This window comes from Streptomyces sp. NBC_01446 (assembly GCF_026340095.1).
Classification (GTDB): Bacteria; Actinomycetota; Actinomycetes; order Streptomycetales; family Streptomycetaceae; genus Streptomyces; species Streptomyces aureus.
In genome coordinates, this window is the sequence record NZ_JAPEPO010000001.1 from 7,723,085 (window position 1) to 7,738,459 (window position 15,375).

The window sequence follows — 15,375 nt, forward strand, 5'->3', positions numbered from 1 at the left end:
TACTAACTTCGACTTTAGCAGTAACTGAGGGGATGGTCGACATGGCGAGCCGGATCAGGCTGGAGGACCGTGAGTGCCCGCTGTCCACGACGGTGGAGCACGTCGGCGAGTGGTGGACGCTGCTGATCCTCCACGACGCCTTCGACGGCTACACCCGCTTCGACCAGTTCCAGGAGAGCCTGGGCATCTCCTCCAGCATGCTCACCACCCGCCTGAAGACCCTCGTCACAGACGGGCTGCTGGAACGCAGGCCATATCAGACCGGCCCCGTCCGCCACGAGTACGTACTCACCGAACTCGGGCGTTCCCTGCGCCCGGTGATCGTCGCCCTGGCCGCCTGGGGTAACGCCCGCCTCGCGCCGGAGGAACGCAGCATGATCCTCGTTGACGCGAACAGCGGGGAGCAGGTCGAGCCCGTGGTCGTCGACGCCAAGACCGGCAGCCGGCTCGACGACAGCGCCGCGTATGTCTTCACGGCGGGCCCTGCAGCCAGCGAGGCCATGCGCGACCGCTACGCGAAGGGGCCGACGCCTCCGGCGCAAGGAGCCTAGAGCGCGCGAAGCCGGTCCGTGTCGAGGTGTCCGCTCGCTGGCTTGGCGCCACGTTACGGAAGCGGCCGTGAGGCGATGCCGCAGGGGGACCGGTCACCGCAGAAATGCGAACTTCCTCCGCCTGACGAGCGCGCCGGTGCGGGCCGTGTGATCGCGGAGAGCGTCCGCTGCTGCGGTCAGGTCGCCGTGCAGGCGCCGGTACCGCCGAGGCGGACCATGGCGTCGTAGGCCTGGCTGGGGGTCATGGGCGGTTCGGGCAGTGGGTGGGCCCGCTCGGCGCGGAAGGCGTCGAGCATGAGGTAGAGGTGACGTCGCTCTCCACCGTCCGGGCCGCAGGCGGGCGTACGCACGCCAACGAACCGACGGGATAGTCGTCCCGGCGGGCTGCGGCTTTGCGTAAATGAGGTGCCGTTAACGTGCGGCGAACCAAGCGCCGAGTATCGGTGGCCGTGCCCATGGAACCCTGATTAGCCCTCGGCCGCAGTCGGACGTCATGCGGCAGGTCCCGGCCTGTCGGTCGGGACCTGCTCCTCTTTGGGGCCGATCTCAGTGCCGGCCGCGGTTGCTTTGATCCGGGGCCGGAATACGGGGGTGCGGGTTGTCGCGCGGCTGCATGCGGTGTGTCGTGTCTCAGGCGGCTTGGGTGAGTTCGGCGCGGCCGAACAGGAGGGCGTAGCCGGTGGGGAGCTGGTCGAGGACGCGGGTGAGGAGGTCGGGGCCGGCGAGAGTGGCGACGGCGGCCAGGACAGAGCCGGTGTCCCAGCGGACGGTGGCCGGGGTGGCGCCGGTTCGGGTGGCGAGTTCTTTGACGAAGGCCCAGCCCGTGAGGGGCTCGATTGCGGGGATCTGTTGGGTGAGGATGCGGGCGGCCTCGAAGGGCAGGCAGGCTGCCAGCTCGACGCGTTCATCGCCGGTCAGCTGTTCGCCGAGTCCTGAAAGGACCAGGCGGACGGCTTCGGCGGCCCGTTCGCGGGTGGGGTAGGCCCCTTCGTAGCGGACTTTCTCCAGCATCTCCTCGAACGTCATCGCCGCAAGGCGCTGGGCCGGTTCACGCTGGTCGGACATCACTGCGTAGTTGCCTTTCTCGTAGCCGAGGTGGGGGGTGCCCCGCTGACGCGGGCACCCGTGGGTGGTCAGGTGGGCTGGGGGCGGCCGAAGAGCAGGTCGTAGCCGGCTGGCAGCTGGAGCAGGATCTGCTGCGTGAGCTCGTCGCCGGCCGCGTCGGCGGCGGTGCTCAGGACGGCGCTGACGTCCCAGGCCGCGGTCGCTTCGGTGGCTCCCTCGATCCAGGCCGCCGTGGCCCGCACGAACCGCTCGGGTGAGAGCGGTTCAGCGCTCTGCAGCGGGTTGAGGAGGATCAAGGCGAAGGTTTCCGGCAGGCGTGCGGCCAGTTCGGCACGCACGCCGCCGACCAGGTGGGCGCCGAGCAGGGCGAGGACGACGCGGGCCGCGCGTTCCGCTTCCTGGGCGCTCTCGTACTCGCCGCGTTCCTTGACCTGATCGAGGAACGCTTCCCATCGCAGGGTCATGTCCGACACCGCCTCTGTTGGCCTGAGGGGTGCGCAGGACGGGCGGAGGGGGAGATCAGGTGCCCGTCCTGCGCAGCTGGCCCGCCCGGATCGCCGAGCTCAGCCGGAGATCTCCGTACGGGAGGACTCCCCGCCGATCGAGATCTTGCGGGGCTTGGCGCGCTCGGCGATCGGGATGCGCAGGGTCAGCACCCCGGCGTCGTAGTCGGCCTTGATGCGCTCGGTGTCCAGGGTGTCGGCCAGCACGATCTGGCGGGAGAACACGCCCAGCGGCCGTTCCGACAGTTCCATCTGCACGTCGTCGGCCTTCGCCGCGGGCCGGCGCTCGGCCTTGACCGTCAGCATGTTCCGCTCGACGTCGATGTCGATCGCCTCCGCGCTGACGCCGGGGAGGTCGAAGGCCACCACGTACTCGTCGCCCTCGCGGTAGGCGTCCATCGCCATCGCGGACGGCCGCGTCCAGGTGCCCGTGCCGGTCAGCTGCTGGGCGAGGCGGTCGAGTTCACGGAAAGGGTCAGTGCGCATCAACATCGCGAAACACCTCCAGAAGGTTCGGGTTGTACCCGCCAATGCGCTTCACTGACACCGTTGTAACATGTCATCCAATGGATGACAAACAACCTGTCGTCGAAAGGATGACAGCCGGAAGGAGTTCCCGTGACAGCAGCCGGCCAGCCGCCCCCCTCCCACCCCGACGACCGGAGCCCGGCCTCGTTCCTGGCAGCCGCCGCGGCCCTGGAAGCCATCGACCACGCCGTGCACGACGCCCATGGCCGCGCTGCCGACCCCGCCGGCGCAGGTACCGGCCCGCAGCAGGTCCTGGCGTCGCTCCTGCTGCTGCGGCAGGTTCGCGAGCAGCTCGCCGGATGGGAGACCGGTCTGATCGAAACCGCCCGCCACGCGGGAGCGAGCTGGGCCGACCTCGCGCACCCCCTCGGCGTGGCCAGCCGCCAGGCCGCCGAACGCCGCTATCTGCGCAACCGCCCCGGCCCTGCCGGAACCACCGGTGAACAGCGCGTCCAGGCCACCCGCGAACGCCGCGCCGCCGACCGCACCCACACGGCATGGGCCCGCGACAACGCCGCGGCTCTGCGCCGCCTCGCGGGACAGATCACCGCCCTGACCGACCTCCCCCCGGCCTCTCGCACCCCTCTCGTTCAGCTCGACGCGGCCCTCGCCCACAACGACCCCGAAGCCCTCATCCACCCCCTGGCCGCGACCCGCCCCTACCTGACCGGCGCCCACCCCCGCCTCGCCACCCAGCTCGACACCCTCATCGGGCAGGGGTGACCGGCGCCCTGACTCGCCCGGCCACGCGTAATGACGGTCATGCCGCCGCGCGCAGTGCAAGCCGCCGCACAAGGGCGCGGCCGGCCCGCCCGGGCTTCCCTGAAGGCCGGGGGGCACATCACGTGCACCGCCGACGATCGCGGAAGCGATCAGTCGCGACGCTGCCGCTCACCCTGCCCATCCGGTCGCCCTGGTCACCGGATCGACAACGTCCTGCCCTGTCCGCCCGGCCCGTGCGTCCCGCCGATCTGGCGGCGTGCGGGGCGGGAGCGGGGTGCGGCTGGCCATGAGTAAAGCCGCACGATGCGTCCTGCGGCGCTCTCGCTCGCGGCACCGACAGGCGTGAGCGGTGCCGGCGGTGGGGTTGCTGCCCGGTTCTGGGGCCGCTGCCCGCTCCTGGTCCGTTCGAAGCCGACTACCTCACGGTCGAACACAAGGAAATCTGTGTTGGCTGGAGTAGACATTGGGTGGTGGCGTGGTTATGGTTTCTCTCGTAGCCGAGATCAAGGAAGGCCGGGCAGAGATGAACTGCCGGGCAGCAGTACAGCAGTACAGCAGTTTGCAGGACGGTGCGGTGGTGGAGTGTCGAAGCCAGCGTTGTTGCAGGACGGCGACGGGACTGACGACCGGACCGGGTGGCCCGCAGTGATCAGGGGCCGCCGTGAGCAGTACCGCAGTGGCAGTTCAGTAGGTGTAGTTCGCAGTTCCAGCAGTGTGTTTGTCAGTGGTTCCCCGGTAAAGGCGTCGGCTGCGGGCGCGCGTGCCGGGAGGTTCGGCAGTGGGGTTCTAAGCCAGAGCAGATGCAGGACGGGCGACGGGGCTGGCTGCCGAAGGGTGGCGGTGTTGAAGGCCACCAGCAGTTCGCAGGACCCAGCAGTATGCAGTTCCCCTTCGGTAAGTGATTGGTTCAGAGGGAAAGAACGGAGGATCCAGGCGCCATCAGGATCGCCCGGGCGGAAGTCTTGGGCCCGGGTACCGCAGGACATCGATAGTGAGGTGGTCTCCGGTCAAGCAACCGCGATCCCCGCAACCCCGGCAGCAGTTCGGCCGGGTCTGCGGAAACAGCAGGCCGACGCAGTAATAGGGTCGGCAGATGGTGTAGCAGTTCCTTCGGGGCCCTGGTGCCGCACGGCACCAGGGCCCCTCCACGCGTTCCACAGAGAGGTGCAATGACAGCAGACGACTCGTTCGGACGTCTCGATGACGACGACTACCCCGCCTACACCATGGGCCGGGCCGCCGAGATGATCGGCTCCACTCAGGGCTTCCTCCGCGCTATCGGTGAAGCCCGCCTCATCACCCCGCTGCGCTCCGAGGGCGGCCACCGCCGCTACTCCCGCTACCAACTGCGCATCGCCGCCCGCGCGCGCGAACTCGTCGATCAGGGCACGCCCATCGAGGCCGCCTGCCGCATCGTCATCCTCGAAGACCAGCTCGAAGAAGCCCAGCGCCTCAACGCCCAATACCGCCGCGCCGCCGAATCGACGAATCCATAGGCCCGTGCCGCTCGAAAAGCCATCGTCGCCGGTGGCTGCGGGGACGCAGCTGCTGGCAGCATGCCCGGGTGATCGTGTCCCTGCTGTACACGGTGACCCGGAAGTTGCCCTCCCTCCCGTCGGTGCTGCTTCGCAGCGACGCGGCGAAGGATGCGGAGTTGCTCGTGCTCCGGCACGAGAACGCCGCGGAAGCTCCAACGGGCCACGTCGTACAGGTGGTTGAGGTCCTCAGAGAGGCGGCCGCCGCGGGTCAGGGCCTGCACGCACGCGTCGTACGCCGGTCCGTCCAGGTCTGCCGTCTTGAGCCGCAACCCGCCGCGCGCGCTCGGGGCGGTGAAGTCCCCGCCGGAGCTGAAAGTGGGGAACGGAAATCCGATATGGGACCACACACCCGGCGGATCTCCGCGGCTTCGCGGCGCGCCGGGCACCGGCGTTTGCCCTACGCCTGCAACCCCCGAGCGCTGGCAGACCTTGACAGACAATTGACCTGCACATGATCCTCCCGGGCCATGTCCGCTCCTAGGTTCTGGGCATGCCGCAGCGCCCGCCCCGTAAGCCGGGGCTTCCGACACTTCCGTACCGCAAGCCCACACGCGGCAGGGACTACTGGGTGCTGGACGACGTGCTTGCGGACCCCGACGCGGTCCGCAAGCGCTGCCTGGCCACGGACAACTGGACGCAGGGTTATCCGCACCGGCCCGAGACCTGGCCGGGACTGCGTACGAAGCCGGGGCTGGAACCCGACGAGCTGGCTCATGTGGAGAAGCTGGTCAGGAAGGCGACCGGTGCGCGCAAGATCTGGGCACCGGCCTCCGCCATGGGCGGAGCCACCGACCACAACTGCATCCAGGTCGTCGGCGAGGGCGAGTCAGAGCCCCGACCGCACACGGACTCACGGGCCGTGTGCCGGTACGCGGCGGTGCTCTACCTCACCCCGAACGCACCCAAGAACTGCGGGACCGGGTTCTACCGCCAGCGCATGCCCGGCGGCCTGCTGGGCGGCAACACGGTGGCGGCGCCGCACAATAACCTGGTGGACGCGTTGGGGACGCGCTTCGTCCCGCCGGACTCGTTCATCGAAGACGTCACCGTTCCGAACCGCCACAATCGCCTGCTCCTCTACACCGCCAACACCATCCACAGCGCCAGCGGCTACTGCGGAACCACGCTGGAGGACAAACGGATGACGGCGGTCTTCTTCTGGATGGCCGAGCGCTAGCAGGAACGGCCAGCACGCCCTCCGGCCGGTCAACGGCCCAACAGGTACAGCCGGTCGAGGACGCCGTCCGCAACCGCCCTCCGGGCGGCGTCCCGGGCCGTGGGGCGCCGTCGAGGTCGACGCCACGGCGGTGAGCTTGACCGGCGCGGTCATGCGCGACAGTTGGAGCCTCGTCGAACGGCGCGCCGCCGTCCCCGTCCTGCCGCAGCACCTCTTCGGCCACCGCGCCTACACCACCCTGCTTACCGCCGGTCTCAGCTTCCAGGTCGCCACGCTGCCAGTCGGTATCTCCCGCCGGTGTACTTCCAGTACAGCCGCGGCCACTCGGCCGCCCCCTCCGGGCTGCTGCTCCTGCCGCTCCGGCACGACGGCGGGCAACCGGCTCACCACAACCACCGCCCTGCACCCCGGCCCTTCGATGGCCGGCATCACCATCGCCACCCAACCCGGCGCGCCCCGCACCGACATGGGCATCGCCACCGCGAGCTCCGCCCAGTTGAGGTTGCCCTTCAACGTTTCGACGTCTCATTGCGGGTTCTGTCAACCGTGATCACGCCAGCGTTCTGCCATGTACAGCCCAGGAACATCTTGCGACATGTGCAAGTCGGCAATGCGGAGTTACAGATTCAACGATCTTCTTGTTGACGTGCTCCGGACACCGTAGGTTCTGCGCCGGTCCTGATGCGCACCACGCGTCACAGGCTGCACAGCGCACCCGCATATCCCCCTGGTTCACCCACCTGACGGAGGAAGTACGTTGCGCAGATCCAGTTCCCTCGTAGCTGTGGCCTCGCTGGCCGCAGCAGCCCTGGCTCTGGCCGCCCCGGCCGGCCAGGCATCGGCGCCCAACGGCGTCACCGTGGCCCACTCCTGTGCTACTCCGACGCAGAAGGACGTCATGGCCTGCAAGGCGCTCCGCGTCACCGCAGGCACCCCGAAATCCGCTCACGCGGAGAGCGACCTGACGGCGGCCGCCGCGCCTTCCGGCTACGGCCCCGCCTCACTGCAGGCCGCGTACAACCTTCCTTCCTCCAGCGGCGGTTCCGGCCAGACCGTGGCCATCGTCGACGCGTACGACGACCCCAACGCGGAAGCGGATCTCGCGACCTACCGCTCCCAGTTCGGCCTGTCCGCCTGCACCACCGCCAACGGCTGCTTCAAGAAGGTCAACCAGACCGGGGGCACCAGCTACCCGCGCGCCGACTCCGGCTGGGCCCAGGAGATATCCCTCGACGCCGACATGGTCAGCGCGGCCTGCCCGAACTGCAAGATCCTGCTGGTCGAGGCCGCTTCCGCCACGATGGCCAACCTGGGCACGGCCGTGAACACCGCGGTGAGCCTGGGCGCCAAGTACGTCTCCAACAGCTACGGCGGCGGCGAGACCTCCAGCGACGCCACGTACGACTCGACGTACTTCAACCACCCGGGCATCGCCATCACCGTCAGCTCCGGCGACAACGGCTACGGCACCGAGTACCCGGCCGCATCCAAGTACGTGACGGCTGTGGGCGGTACGTCGCTGAAGACCTCGTCCACCACGCGCGGCTGGACCGACACGGTGTGGAGCGGAGCGGGATCCGGCTGCTCCTCGTACGACGCCAAGCCCACCTGGCAGACCGACAGCGGCTGCGCCAAGCGGACGATCGCGGATGTCTCCGCGGTCGCCGACCCGAACACCGGGGTCGCGGTCTACGACACCTACCGCCAGTCCACCGGCTGGATGGTCTTCGGCGGCACCAGCGCATCGGCCCCGCTCATCGCGGCGACCTACGCGCTGGCGGGCGCCCCGTCGTCCGGCTCCTACCCGGCGTCGTTCCCCTACGCGCACACCTCGGCGCTCTACGACGTGACCAGCGGCTCCAACGGCAGCTGCACCACGGCGTACCTGTGCACCGCCGCTGCCGGGTACGACGGCCCGACCGGCCTCGGCGTCCCGAACGGCACGGCGGCCTTCACCGGCTGACGTACCTGAAGCGTCGGAAGTATGTGAAGTACCTGATGCACCTTCAGCGGCCCGGCCAGTAACACTGGTTGGTCGCGCCTCCCTCGCAGAGGACGTGGTCGCCCGATGCGGCGCTCATTGTCCTCCGCGACCGGGTCGGAGTCGGCGACCACGTCGGCTCCGGCCCGGATGCTTGGGGGCGTATCGAAGGGGACGTCCGAAGGTGCTGTGCGAGAACACGCCGTGGGGTCTGGACGTGCCGCTCGGTCCCAGCGAACCGGAGGAGGTGCGCAGGTACTGGCGGCAGCGCTGGCGCACCGTTGTGGAGCAAATTCCGACCAGCGCAGAGGCTACGAGGGAAGCGCCGTTCCGGGAGGCGACCCTGCTGCGTCATTGTCGGCTCGTCAAAGGGGCCGAGATCGGCAGTTGGGACGCTGCGATCTGGTTGTCCGCCGGTGGAGTACGCGAAGGAAAACCCATCTGAAACCGTGTACTTCGTCAGCGCCAGCTCCAAGGACTTCGGGGATGGTGCAACGTTCCCCTCGCCGATGGACAAGGTGCGGGGGGCGAAAACTCGTCGCTGCTGATCAGGCTGCGTATCTGTAATCGTCCGGGTCTGCTGCAGGTATGGGCGACTTGCCCAGCCGACGGAAGGCTTCGCGGGGGCTGCGGATGTGGTCGCGGCCGGGTCGGCCGGTTGGTTCGAAGGCTGGTGGTCTCGGCCTGGGTGTGAACGACCTGGACGCCATGGGCCGCGTCTGCTCGGCTTTGCCTGGGTCGATGGTGGACAGGAGGCCTTGACGGATCCGGATCAGAAGCTGCTCGAGTTGATCGTCTCGGCTACACCGGTCTTCCTCGGGCGTCGCGACGCCGAAGAGCGACATCCTGCACTACCGCGGGGGCTCCGAGCAGCCAGGCGACGGCGGCAGGGAGACACAGCAACCACCAGTACCCGCCTCGGTCCACGGCAACCACCACCAGGAAAACGGCAAGGACCAGGAAACTGATCCAGAAGAGAACGCCACCTAGATCACGCGTTTGCTCATCTTCCCCCTCCACGATCTTGCGCACGGCTCCATCAATGTGCGCCGCAAGGATCTGCTTCGCCTCGCTGTCCTCAGGGAGCAGGGCCAGCAGCTCAGCGTCTTGTTTAACGATCTCCCTGGTCATGGGCCGCTTACGACGGGCCTGAACGATTCCCCCCGTCACTGTGATGAAGGCCACAAGGATCGGTGCCCAGTCTGCGAACTTCAAGGAACCTCCGGACAGGAGCAGGTAGACCGTGCCCCTCGCGTGTCCGGTCGGGAAGTGACCGCCGGGCAGTAGCGGGGACAGCTGCGGAACGCGCCAAGAACGCGCAGCTGAAGATCCTGCCAGGTCACGCCTCACCCGGTCACGGGATCTTCCAAACTGATGCACCAGCCTCGGGCTCTTTCAGCGCCCGCACGGCCTCCGAGTCGGAGAGCGCACGAATCTCGCGTACCAGCTCATCTCGCTGCGAGATGAGCCAAGTCTGCCCCCCTGCGAAGGCGTGCGGGAGTGGGTTACGGGTGACTCGTCACCACGGGTGCTGGGGCGATGCGTCCCCGGAAGGCACCTCGGGCCGGTCACAGGCTCATTGAACGACCCTGTCGTCAACAACTGCGCGGCCCGGATCCCGGTTGAGATGGGCCGTGCGTGCGTGTGAACTCGCTGCGGTGCGGGCTATATCAGTCACACAAGCGCAGCCCGTACCTGTCCCCCATTCCCGGGCGACTCCTGGCATCTGTCCACAGTGGCCAGCTGGGAGGTGAAGCTTCCGACTTAGAGCGACCGCCACTTGATGGTCAGCGAGTCGGCGGGCTGTTGGCCGTGTGGTCCAGCGGTAGAGCTGGCGCGCTTGGCGGATCAGCGCGCGGACGGTGACGAACGCGGCGGCGAGGTAGAGGTAGAAATCGACGACCTCGCCGTCGCGTTCGAAGCACCTGCGGATCTTGCCGTAGCCGTTCATCCATGACTGCGTACGTTCGGCCACCCAACGCTTGCCAACCTGGATCGGAGCCGGGATGCCCTTCACGGCTATCTCGCCGATCAACCTGTGGTCGTCCAGAATTCGACGGCAGGCCCGCCCGTTGTACGCGGAGTCCAGGTGGATCACGGCGTTCTCAGGCAGGGCTCCGAGCTGATGTTCGGCCGCCTCGATGGTGGGTTCCAGTAGTTTCGAGTCGTGCCGGTTCGCGCCGGCCGACGCAATGACCAGCGGGATTCCACTGGCATCGACCAAAGTGGAGCGTTTGAGTCCCTGCTTCGCACGGTCGACCGGTGACGGTCCGGCCTTGGCGCCGACGCAAGGGGCCTTGGTGTGGCAGCCGTCAGCAGACAAATCATCGAGGTTCAGGCCGATCATCGTGTCGTAAGCGGCCAGGGCGATCGCGTGCAGCCGCCTGGCGAGTCCGAGGTGAGCCCATTCCCTGACCCGGCGCCGGATCGTAGTGGCCGAGCACTCGTTGCTGGCGATCCGCTCATAACCCGAGCCGTGGACCAGGGCGTCTACGACGTGGCGGAAGACGACCCGGTCGGGTACCCGGCGGCGGTGGCACCCCCATGGATGCGCCGGATCGAACTCGGGCCGGTCAGGAAGCAACGCGCTGAACTGATCCCACAGCGGTTCGAACAGGGATGATGGGACGGTAGGCACGAATCCTCCGGCGATCGCTGAGCTTGGAGATCTTCATGATCGCTAGAGGTCGTTCCTACGAGTCATCCCTTGAGGCCGTACCTGGCCGGCACCCTGGAGATTGAGAGTCTGTGGGCATATTCGGAGAGCCGGGCGGCTTCCAGATCGTGGTACTCGAGTACATGCCATTGCGGCGTTTCGGTCTCTTCCAGATCCTGCTGAGCGGCTGGCCGATGGGCGACGGAAGTACAACGGCGTTCTATCCGCACTACTGCGACCTGCAAGATCTCGCGCGCCTGGTCGAGAGCGGCGAACCGCATGAGCGGTTTCAGCTGAGCCTGGGTGACACCTTCGACCACATGCAGGTCGACGCCGAGATGACCGACCGCGCGATCCTGTTCCGCTTCCGCTCGCACGACGAGAATTCGCAGTGGCGCGAAGCGCAGGTAGACAGGAGAGAGTTCCTCACCGTCTGGAGACAGGCCGCAGCCTGCATCGAGGCGATCCTCGCCCAGGCCAACGAGTCCTGACTCGTCACCCAGGCAAGCGCCGATGGTGAACCCGGCTGCACGAATCACGCCGATCGGCCAGCAACTTGAAGCCCTCGCTGACCATCAAGTGGCGGTCGCTCTTATATGGGGATAGCGGAGTGCGGTCGAGTTGGCCGCTCGTAGCGTTTCCGTAGGGCGTCGGATGGGATGACTCGTGAAGCTTCTGCCGCCTCCCGGGGCTGGCTCTCCGGGGGTGTGCCACCGGCCCGGCGTCCGCCCACGGTCTGACTCAACAGAGGCGTGTCCCGGCCCGTTTGGTTCCGGAAGTCGGAGTGTCGGCCGTGGACGTCCCTGTCGGTCACGCACCTCTTGGGAGCACCCTCCCGTGGTACTGCTCGGAGTCGATCCACACAAGTCCACCCACACCGCTGCCGGTGTGGCCGCCGACAGCCAGCAACAGCTGTCTTCGGTGACGATCCGGGCGAGCCTGCCGGAGTACCGGCGCCTGCTGCGCTGGGCCCGGCAGTGGCCGCAGCGCACCTGGGCGGTGGAGAACGCCAACGGGCTGGGCCGGCACCTGGTCCAGTGGCTGATAGCCCGCGGCGAGCGCGTCATCGACGTCCCCGCCACGGCGACCAGCCGGGTCCGTGAGCTCTCGCGCGGCGGCGGACGCAAGAACGACCAGATCGACGCGGCCGCCGCCGCGACCGTAGCCCACCTGCACGGGCGCGAGGGCGGCAGGCATGGCAGACCGATGAATCACCAAAGCTTCATGGCAGGCAAGGGACTTGAAGGGTCACCTGCAGCAACGGAGCTTCGGCACGTTCGGTCACGTCACAGCCGACCTGGGACTTCACAAGGTCACGCCACCTTTGCAACAGCCCTGCTGTTCACCGTGGCACTCGGCACGCTCGCGCTGCGGCGCCGGCGGGTCGGATGCACCGGCGCCCTCGTCCTCCGATTCGTTGGCGTGCTCGCGGCGTCGAGCCGTCCGGAACACCATCCATCGTGAAGAAGACCGGGGCGGGCGGCGCTTGAAGGTCGCCGCGATGCTGTCGGCCGGGCCGAGACGAACAGCACCCGCATCCGGTCCTCGGCAATCCCGGCTTTGGCAGTTTCGCCTTGTGCAACTTGAGTCTTCGCTCTCTCCCCAACACGGGAGGGGCCGCAGCACGGTCGGCGCGATCGTCCCGCTATTCGCGACCGCGACGAGGCAGTCGAGCGCGCGATGAGAAGCCATCCATGCATTCTATCGCTAGCCCCACATACATGAATGGCATCGAGGGAACAGCGGGACACCGCTGTTTGCTCAACCAGACATGGTCTTCCCGCCCGAAGCGGACGGGGAGCGCACACGAGGAAGGAGGCTCCCATGGCACAGGCGTTCGTCACGGGCGGTTCGGGTTTCATAGGCCGGGCGCTGGTCCGCCGGCTTATCGGCGAGGGCCACTCGGTCCGCGCGCTGGTCCGCAGCGGGGCGTCGGCCGACAAGGTCGCGGCGCTCGGCGCGAGCCCGGTGCGGGGCGAGTTGACCGAGGCGGCAACCTGGCAGGAGGCCGCGGCGGGCAGCGACGTGCTGTTCCACCTCGCTGCCGAGACGGACATCGCTGCCGACCGAGGGCGGCATGAGCAGGTGACGGTCGGCGGCACCCAGGCGGCCGTCGACGCGGCCCGCGCCGCAAGCGTCCCCCGGTTCGTCCACTGCGGGAGCGAGGCAGCGCTCCTGGTCGGCGACCCGCTGCTGGAGGCGGACGAGACCGCGCCGCTGCGGCCGGACTCGGAGGCCGCCTACTGCTCGGTGAAGGCCGTCGCCGAGCAGATCGTGCTGGACGCGAACGCGCCGGGCTTCGCCACGGTGTCGATACGGCCGCGGTTCGTCTGGGGTCCCGGCAGCATCCTCACCGAGGGGCTGGCCGCAGCGGCGCAGGCCGGGCAATTCGCCTGGGTCGGCGGAGGTCGGCACACCACCGACGTCACGTACGTCGACAACGCCGTCGAGGGCCTGGTGCTCGGATGGCGGCGCGGTCGGCCGGGCCAGGCGTACTTCGTCACCGACCGGCACCGGGTCGTCCTGCGGGAGTTCCTCGAGACGCTGTTCGCGCTCTACGGCGTCGACGCGCCGATCCCGGACCTGGATGCCGAGACCGCCGCCCGCGAGATCCCGGTCCCGGCGCGGTGGTTCGTCGGGCAGCCGTGCGTGCTGCGCACCGACAAGGCGGTGGCCGAACTCGGTTACCGGCCCGTCGTCGCACACGCCGCCGGCCTCGCGGCCGTCAAGAACGCACTCGCCGCAGACGGGGCGTGACGCGCCACGCGGGTCCGCCCGGTGCGCCGGGCAATATCCGCACATCGATGCACACACATAAGCACGTATGTAGTCGTTCGACCGAAGGAGAAGCGCGATGAGGATCGTCACGGTCGGAAGAGGAACCATCGGGGGCGGGCTGGCCCGCCTCTGGCGGGACGCGGGCCACGACGTCGAGGAGCTCGGCCGCGAGGGTGGGGACGCCTCGGACGCAGACGTCGTCCTGGTCGCGGTTCCCGGCGCCAGGATCTCCGACGCACTGAGCAGAGTGACGGGGCTTCAGGGGAAGGTCGCCGTCGACGCGACGAACATCATGCCCGCGCGTCAGGGCGACTTCCCCTCGTACGCCGACGAGGTGAAGTCCTTTACTGGCGGCCCGGTGGCCAAGAGTTTCAACATGAACTTCGGGTCGCTGTTCGGTGCGGTGCGCGAGCAGCGGGTGCGGCCGAGCAACTGGTATGTCGCGGACGAGGGCGCCCGCGAAGTCGTGGAGCGGCTCATCCGCGACGCCGGCTACGACCCGGTGCGGGTCGGCGACCTGTCTCGGGCCCGGGACTTCGAGAACGCGGTCTGGTTGCTCATGGGGATCGAGCCGGTCGGCGGCGTGTTCTACCGGTTCGCCGTCCCCGGAGAACTCTGAGCGTATTGGTCCGCCCGTCGACGGCCCGGGCGACGTGGGGGTACCGGGCTGCCAGCAGCGCGCTGGCCATGGCTTCGGCGCGTTCTCCGCAGTGCGCGGGGCGCGATCATGACACCCATCTTGTACAGCGCGCGAAGGGCCGGCGCTCCACACGCTGAGTCTCGGCTCACAGCCTGCCGCTTTGGGTGGTCCGGCGACCCGGCATCTACGGGGCGCTGGTCGTCGAAGGGGAGCGGGGCGCCGCATACGGTTCGGTCCGCGTTCTGAACCCTATAACTGGTCGGGCCGCCCTATGTCGTGGCGGATCGCGTACACGCGCAACGCGGGCGGGACTCAGTGTGCGGGGTATTCGGTCAAGCGCACGAAGGTAATGGTGTGGCCCGCCTCGTTAAAGCCAGCGGGCCGCCGTCCATGAGCAGCGGGAGGTCGCGGTAGACCGTACGGGCTGCGCGGGCGTGGAACGGCACATACCGCGCAATGATCTCCGCTCCCTCGTCCGGGCGGCGCTGTAGGTGCTCGGTCTTGGCGATCCGCCCGTCCTCGGCGAAACGCCTGCCGCAGCGGGATCGGCCGGCCGATGCAGCGCACCGTGCACGTCTGGAGCGCGAAGCCGAGCTGGCGGCGTCGATGTGCCGCGTCGTCCAGAGCACGATGGCGTTGAGGACCAGATCGAGCGCGCCGAGCTGGTCCTCCATGCCGTCGCGGTACGCCTGGTGGATGGTGCCGCGCTTGCCGTGGCACACGTCCCGGGCCCTGGCCGCCGGCGCCCTGCGCCCGCTGGGCGACCCGGACGTGCCGAAGCTGGACGAGGACGACGACGGCCGCCAGGACTGAGCCGATGCCTGCGGCCCGGGCCGCAGGTCGCCGAGCGGGGAACTGCCTCGGGCCGTCTGTCGCTTCGCGCGGTGGGGAGTCAGGCGTCCTGTTCGGCGCCGGTCATCAGGGCGAGCAGGCTGTGGGGCGCATGGTCGGTGATCACGTTGGCGCAGCAGTCCATGAGCGTGGAGGACCAGGAAGGATCCGGGATCGGAGTCAGGGTCGACCCACCACACAGCGGGAAGTTCGGGCGCGGAGACGCGACCCTGGGAAGGCTTTCCGCGTCGCGTCTCCTGCCCTGGTCCAACCGGCACCGCAGACGACGAAGCCAAGCCCGCGTCGGCCGCCCGTTCTCTCCGGCGACACCGACCAATTACCTGACATTGCGGAGCGGCGGCGGGCGCGGCGGCCGCCGCCCGGTCTTCGCATCCGGTTCGGCG

The 15,375-nt window shown here is 68.6% G+C and carries 15 protein-coding genes and 3 pseudogenes; 11 read left to right on the plus strand and 7 right to left on the minus strand.

Features of this window, described 5'->3' with window-relative positions; all coding sequences use genetic code 11:
* Positions 1–41 precede the first annotated feature (41 nt).
* On the plus strand, positions 42–551 hold the full coding sequence (locus OG456_RS34845; RefSeq protein ID WP_266568065.1) for a helix-turn-helix domain-containing protein: 510 nt from the start codon (positions 42–44) through the stop codon (positions 549–551).
* 176 nt (positions 552–727) lie between these two features.
* Here OG456_RS34845 and OG456_RS34850 read toward each other — a convergent pair whose 3' ends face one another.
* From OG456_RS34850 to OG456_RS34865, 4 genes are all read right to left on the minus strand, one after another.
* On the minus strand, positions 728–901 hold the full coding sequence (locus tag OG456_RS34850; protein WP_266568067.1) for a hypothetical protein: 174 nt from the start codon (positions 899–901) through the stop codon (positions 728–730).
* A gap of 280 nt (positions 902–1,181) precedes the next feature.
* Positions 1,182–1,616 (minus strand): DUF2267 domain-containing protein, encoded by a 435-nt coding sequence (locus tag OG456_RS34855; protein ID WP_266568069.1) that lies wholly within the window; start codon positions 1,614–1,616, stop codon positions 1,182–1,184.
* A 68-nt stretch (positions 1,617–1,684) separates the two neighbouring features.
* Complete coding sequence (locus OG456_RS34860) at positions 1,685–2,080, minus strand: DUF2267 domain-containing protein (protein WP_266568071.1); 396 nt, start codon at positions 2,078–2,080, stop codon at positions 1,685–1,687.
* A 99-nt stretch (positions 2,081–2,179) separates the two neighbouring features.
* Positions 2,180–2,611, minus strand: coding sequence for an Hsp20/alpha crystallin family protein (locus OG456_RS34865; RefSeq protein WP_266568073.1), 432 nt, complete (start codon positions 2,609–2,611; stop codon positions 2,180–2,182).
* Positions 2,612–2,737: 126 nt separating this feature from the next.
* Here OG456_RS34865 and OG456_RS34870 point away from each other — a divergent pair, with 126 nt between their 5' ends.
* From OG456_RS34870 to OG456_RS34895, 6 genes and pseudogenes are all read left to right on the plus strand, one after another.
* Entirely contained in the window at positions 2,738–3,370 is a 633-nt protein-coding gene (locus OG456_RS34870; RefSeq protein WP_266568075.1) for a type III effector protein, read from the plus strand.
* A 1,169-nt stretch (positions 3,371–4,539) separates the two neighbouring features.
* Positions 4,540–4,866 carry a MerR family transcriptional regulator gene (locus tag OG456_RS34875; RefSeq protein WP_266568077.1) on the plus strand — a complete coding sequence of 109 codons (327 nt, stop codon included), beginning with the start codon at positions 4,540–4,542 and terminating at the stop codon, positions 4,864–4,866.
* Positions 4,867–4,934: 68 nt separating this feature from the next.
* Positions 4,935–5,051, plus strand: a pseudogene (locus OG456_RS34880) (integrase); the annotation flags it as partial.
* Positions 5,052–5,398: 347 nt separating this feature from the next.
* Positions 5,399–6,085, plus strand: a complete 687-nt coding sequence (locus OG456_RS34885; protein WP_266568079.1) for a DUF6445 family protein — start codon at positions 5,399–5,401, stop codon at positions 6,083–6,085.
* A gap of 130 nt (positions 6,086–6,215) precedes the next feature.
* Entirely contained in the window at positions 6,216–6,635 is a 420-nt protein-coding gene (locus OG456_RS34890; protein WP_266568081.1) for a hypothetical protein, read from the plus strand.
* Between the two features lie 207 nt (positions 6,636–6,842).
* Positions 6,843–8,048 (plus strand): S53 family peptidase, encoded by a 1,206-nt coding sequence (locus OG456_RS34895; RefSeq protein WP_266568083.1) that lies wholly within the window; start codon positions 6,843–6,845, stop codon positions 8,046–8,048.
* An 819-nt stretch (positions 8,049–8,867) separates the two neighbouring features.
* Here OG456_RS34895 and OG456_RS34900 read toward each other — a convergent pair.
* The gene (locus OG456_RS34900; protein WP_266568085.1) at positions 8,868–9,281 is read right to left on the minus strand and encodes a hypothetical protein; all 414 of its coding nucleotides are present in this window, start codon (positions 9,279–9,281) and stop codon (positions 8,868–8,870) included.
* A 577-nt stretch (positions 9,282–9,858) separates the two neighbouring features.
* A pseudogene (locus tag OG456_RS34905) lies at positions 9,859–10,704 on the minus strand (IS5 family transposase); the annotation flags it as partial.
* A gap of 110 nt (positions 10,705–10,814) precedes the next feature.
* Here OG456_RS34905 and OG456_RS34910 point away from each other — a divergent pair.
* The 4 genes from OG456_RS34910 (at position 10,815) to OG456_RS34925 (ending at position 14,119) form a co-directional block, all read left to right on the plus strand.
* Positions 10,815–11,213: a hypothetical protein gene (locus OG456_RS34910; protein WP_266568087.1), complete on the plus strand. Its 399-nt coding sequence runs from the start codon at positions 10,815–10,817 to the stop codon at positions 11,211–11,213.
* A gap of 346 nt (positions 11,214–11,559) precedes the next feature.
* Positions 11,560–12,186: a transposase gene (locus tag OG456_RS34915; RefSeq protein WP_266568089.1), complete on the plus strand. Its 627-nt coding sequence runs from the start codon at positions 11,560–11,562 to the stop codon at positions 12,184–12,186.
* Between the two features lie 360 nt (positions 12,187–12,546).
* Complete coding sequence (locus tag OG456_RS34920) at positions 12,547–13,479, plus strand: NAD(P)-dependent oxidoreductase (protein ID WP_266568091.1); 933 nt, start codon at positions 12,547–12,549, stop codon at positions 13,477–13,479.
* 97 nt (positions 13,480–13,576) lie between these two features.
* On the plus strand, positions 13,577–14,119 hold the full coding sequence (locus tag OG456_RS34925; RefSeq protein ID WP_266568093.1) for an NADPH-dependent F420 reductase: 543 nt from the start codon (positions 13,577–13,579) through the stop codon (positions 14,117–14,119).
* 620 nt (positions 14,120–14,739) lie between these two features.
* Here the strand turns inward: OG456_RS34925 and OG456_RS34930 are convergent.
* Positions 14,740–14,871: pseudogene (locus OG456_RS34930) on the minus strand (Tn3 family transposase); the annotation flags it as partial.
* Between the last annotated feature and the right edge of the window lie 504 nt (positions 14,872–15,375).

What these genes read in the sequence shown, in the direction of transcription:
- OG456_RS34845 (WP_266568065.1), top strand. Translation starts at nt 42, where the DNA reads ATGGCGAGCCGGATCAGGCTGGAGGACCGTGAGTGCCCGCTGTCCACG.
- OG456_RS34855 (WP_266568069.1), bottom strand. Translation starts at nt 1,616, where the DNA reads ATGTCCGACCAGCGTGAACCGGCCCAGCGCCTTGCGGCGATGACGTTC.
- OG456_RS34860 (WP_266568071.1), bottom strand. Translation starts at nt 2,080, where the DNA reads ATGACCCTGCGATGGGAAGCGTTCCTCGATCAGGTCAAGGAACGCGGC.
- OG456_RS34865 (WP_266568073.1), bottom strand. Translation starts at nt 2,611, where the DNA reads ATGTTGATGCGCACTGACCCTTTCCGTGAACTCGACCGCCTCGCCCAG.
- OG456_RS34875 (WP_266568077.1), top strand. Translation starts at nt 4,540, where the DNA reads ATGACAGCAGACGACTCGTTCGGACGTCTCGATGACGACGACTACCCC.
- OG456_RS34885 (WP_266568079.1), top strand. Translation starts at nt 5,399, where the DNA reads ATGCCGCAGCGCCCGCCCCGTAAGCCGGGGCTTCCGACACTTCCGTAC.
- OG456_RS34920 (WP_266568091.1), top strand. Translation starts at nt 12,547, where the DNA reads ATGGCACAGGCGTTCGTCACGGGCGGTTCGGGTTTCATAGGCCGGGCG.
- OG456_RS34925 (WP_266568093.1), top strand. Translation starts at nt 13,577, where the DNA reads ATGAGGATCGTCACGGTCGGAAGAGGAACCATCGGGGGCGGGCTGGCC.